The 3,372-nt window shown below is 71.6% G+C and carries 4 protein-coding genes; 3 read left to right on the forward strand and 1 reads right to left on the reverse strand.

Annotated elements, in window-relative coordinates; translation table 11 throughout:
• The coding region (locus G3I65_RS08620) for a chemotaxis protein CheB (protein WP_160695625.1) at positions 1 to 197 on the reverse strand (197 nt) is incomplete at its 3' end.
• 89 nt (positions 198 to 286) lie between these two features.
• Here G3I65_RS08620 and G3I65_RS08625 point away from each other — a divergent pair.
• The 3 genes from G3I65_RS08625 to G3I65_RS08635 all read left to right on the forward strand — a co-directional run bounded on the left by G3I65_RS08625 (position 287) and on the right by G3I65_RS08635 (position 3,273).
• Positions 287 to 679: a hypothetical protein gene (locus G3I65_RS08625; protein ID WP_125315290.1), complete on the forward strand. Its 393-nt coding sequence runs from the start codon at positions 287 to 289 to the stop codon at positions 677 to 679.
• 128 nt (positions 680 to 807) lie between these two features.
• Positions 808 to 2,790, forward strand: a complete 1,983-nt coding sequence (locus G3I65_RS08630) for an APC family permease (RefSeq protein ID WP_160695626.1) — start codon at positions 808 to 810, stop codon at positions 2,788 to 2,790.
• 3 nt (positions 2,791 to 2,793) lie between these two features.
• Positions 2,794 to 3,273 carry a DinB family protein gene (locus tag G3I65_RS08635; RefSeq protein WP_160695627.1) on the forward strand — a complete coding sequence of 160 codons (480 nt, stop codon included), beginning with the start codon at positions 2,794 to 2,796 and terminating at the stop codon, positions 3,271 to 3,273.
• Positions 3,274 to 3,372: the final 99 nt, after the last annotated feature.

The raw sequence follows: 3,372 nt of genomic DNA on the forward strand, positions 1-3,372 counted from the left end.
CTCGGGTCCAGGTGCTGCGCGACGAGCACGGCCGCCGGGAGGTCGGCCGGCAGCGGCCCGAGCACCCGGGACAGCGCGTCCAGCCCGCCGGTGGAAGCGACGAGGGCGACGACCGGGACCCGCACGGGGTAGGCGGCCACCGGAATGCCACCGGCCACGGGCTGCGGCCGGCCGCGCACTTCCCGGCGACCGCGCATACCCCGAGTCTGGCACCGCGCCGCACCGGTCACCAGGTGCCGGAGTGTCCTCGGTGCCGGACTCCGGGCGGACGTGGCATGCTCGACGCGTGACCACCTGGATCGACGTGATCAACTTTGTCCGGACGCGGTACGAAGTCCTGGAGGAGTCGGACGGCTGGCTGCGGTTCCGGCTGAACGGCCCGAGCGAGCGGACCCAGCAGGCGACGGTCCACCACCTGCCCGAACTCGACGGCGGATCGTGGATCGAAATCTCCTCACCGGTCGGCTGGGCCGACTCGATCGACCTGCGGAAGCTCCTCGAGCTCGCCGGCGGCTCGGCGGTCGGCGGCGCGGCCGTGGTGGACGGCGTCGCCCTGCTCAAGCACACCGTGCCGCTGGAGGACCTCAGCATCCAGGAGGAGTTCGAGCGCCCGCTCAAGACCGTCGTCGCCCGGGCGGACGCCTTCGAGCACGAACTGACGGCGGCCGACGAGTTCTGACCGTCCACAGGGGACGTCCCCGGTCCGAAGTGGACGAGGCGCTCCGGTGCCTCCGCTGCGACGCGCTGCCCGCCGTCGGGCATGCTTGTCCCCGATGTCAGCGGGTCGAGGGGACGTGAGGGCGAGAAATGGGTGTTTCACCCGAATTGACCATTCCGGCGAAGGTCGACAGCCCGGTGCCGCCGAAGCCACCGGGTTCCGGGGCCGCCCGGTGGCTGCTGGAGCACCGGGTCGCCCCCGTCGGCCGCGCCGGAGGTGAGGACCACGGCACCCCGCAGGCGTGGTGGAAGGTCATGTGCCTCACCGGCGTCGACTACTTCTCCACGCTCTCCTACCTTCCCGGGATCGCCGCGCTCGCCGCCGGGGCGCTGTCCCCGCTGGCCACTCTGCTGATCGTCGCGCTCACGCTGCTCGGGATGCTGCCGATGTACCGGCGGGTCGCCCGGGAAAGCCCGCACGGGCAGGGGTCGGTCGCGATGCTGGAGAACCTGCTGCCGTTCTGGCGCGGGAAGCTCTTCGTGCTCACGCTGCTCGGGTTCGTGGCCACGTCGTGGATCATCACGATCACGCTGTCCTCCGCCGACGCCACCGTGCACCTGCTGGAGAACCCCTACCTGCCCGGGTTCCTGCACGGCCACGCCGTCCTCATCACCGTCGTGCTGCTGCTGATCCTCGGCGGGGTGTTCCTGCTCGGCTTCAGCGAGGCCGTCGGGGTCGCCATCCCGCTCGTCGCGGTCTTCCTGCTGCTCAACGCCGTGGTCACCGTCGCCGGCGTGGTCGACCTGCTCGGCGACTCCGCGGCCCTCTCCCACTGGACCGACGCGCTGACCGCGGGCGGCGGCGGGTTCGGCGGCATCGTCGGCCCGGCCGTGCTCGCCTTCCCGCTGCTCGTGCTCGGGCTCTCCGGGTTCGAGACCGGCGTCAGCATGATGCCGCTGGTCGCCGCGAAGGGGAAGACGGCGGAAGAGAAGCTGGAGTCGCGGATCCGCAACACGCGGAAGCTGCTCACCGCCGCCGCGCTCATCATGTCGGTGTTCCTCATCGCGACCAGCTTCGTCACCACCGTGCTCATCCCGGCGGACGCGTTCAAGGAAGGCGGCGAAGCCAACGGCCGCGCCATGGCCTACCTCGCCCACCACGAACTGGGCGAGATCTTCGGGACGGTCTACGACATCAGCAGCGTCCTCATCCTGTGGTTCGCCGGCGCGTCGGCGATGGCCGGCCTGATCAACATCGTCCCGCGCTACCTGCCCACCTACGGGATGGCGCCGGAGTGGGGCCGAGCCGTCCGCCCGGTCGTGCTGGTCTACACCGCGATCAGCGTCCTCATCACCATCGCGTTCGGCGCCGACGTCAACGCCCAGGCCGGCGCCTACGCGACCGGCATCCTCGCGATGATGGTCTCGGGCGCGGTCGCGGTCAGCATCTCGGCGATCCGCCGCCGCCAGGGGGGCGCGGCCGCCGGCTTCGTCGTCTTGACGCTCGTCCTGCTCTACGCGCTCGTCGAGAACGTCATCGAGAAGCCGGACGGGATCGCGATCTCGGCGCTGTTCATCCTCGGGATCATCGTGGTCTCGCTGGTTTCGCGGGTCACGCGGACCACGGAGCTGCGCGCCGAGCACATCGAGTTCGACGACGAGGCGCGCCGGTTCGTCGCCGACTCGCTGGCCCACGACGGCGCCCTGAACATCATCGCCAACAAGCGCCAGGACGGCGACCACGACGAATACGCCGCCAAGGAAGCCGAACAGCGCGGCATGAACCCGGTGCCCGGGCCCGCCGACGTCCTGTTCCTGGAGATCGACGTCGTGGACCCGTCGGAGTTCAGCAACGTGCTGCAGGTGCGGGGCGTCGAGGTCGACGGCTACCGCGTCCTCCGCGCGGACAGCCCGGCGGCGCCCAACGCGATCGCCGCGATCCTGCTGACCCTGCGCGACGTCACCGGCGTCCGGCCCCGCTGCTACTTCGAGTGGTCCGAGGGCAACCCGCTCGGCCACCTGCTCCGGTATCTGCTCCTCGGCCGCGGCGACACGGCGCCGGTGGTGCGGGAGATCATCCGCAGCAGCGAGAAGGACGCCGCCCGGCGGCCCGGCATCCACGTGGGCGGCTGAGCGATGGGGTCGTTCGACGTGCCGCTCGACGGCGAACGCGTCCAGCTCGAGGCGTTCATCGAGGAACACCGCGCCGCGCTCGAAGCCGCCCTCGACGGGCTGACCGAGGAGCAGGCCCGCCGCCGGCTGGTCCCGTCGGCGACGACGTTGCTGGGGCTGCTCAAGCACGTGACGTGGATGCAGCGCGTGTGGTTCGAGGAGTGCGTCGGCGGTGGTTCCCGTGGGGAACTCGGGCTGGTCCCGGGTCCGGATGACTCGTTCCGGCTGCACGAGGGTGACACCGTGGCTTCGGTCACGGCGGCGCACCGGGAGGCCTGCGCGACGGCTCGGCGGGTGGTTGCGGAGCTGCCGCTGGACACCGTCGTGACCGGACACCGGAGCGGGCCGCGCACGCTGCGGTGGGTGTACCTGCAGGTGCTGCGGGAGCTGGCCCAGCACGGCGGGCACGCGGACATCCTGCGAGAGCAGCTCCTGGCCGGCTGACCGGCAGGCTGTCGTTCATGACATCCGGACGCCCGGCGAAGCTCAGCGGGCAGCGGGCGGAGGTCCAGCCCGGCGGACCGGAGCACGAGCCGGCGCCGG

Origin of the sequence: Amycolatopsis sp. SID8362, assembly GCF_010550475.1 — a bacterium.
Taxonomy (GTDB): Bacteria; Actinomycetota; Actinomycetes; order Mycobacteriales; family Pseudonocardiaceae; genus Amycolatopsis; species Amycolatopsis eburnea.

What these genes read in the sequence shown, in the direction of transcription:
- G3I65_RS08630 (WP_160695626.1), top strand. Translation starts at nt 808, where the DNA reads ATGGGTGTTTCACCCGAATTGACCATTCCGGCGAAGGTCGACAGCCCG.
- G3I65_RS08635 (WP_160695627.1), top strand. Translation starts at nt 2,794, where the DNA reads ATGGGGTCGTTCGACGTGCCGCTCGACGGCGAACGCGTCCAGCTCGAG.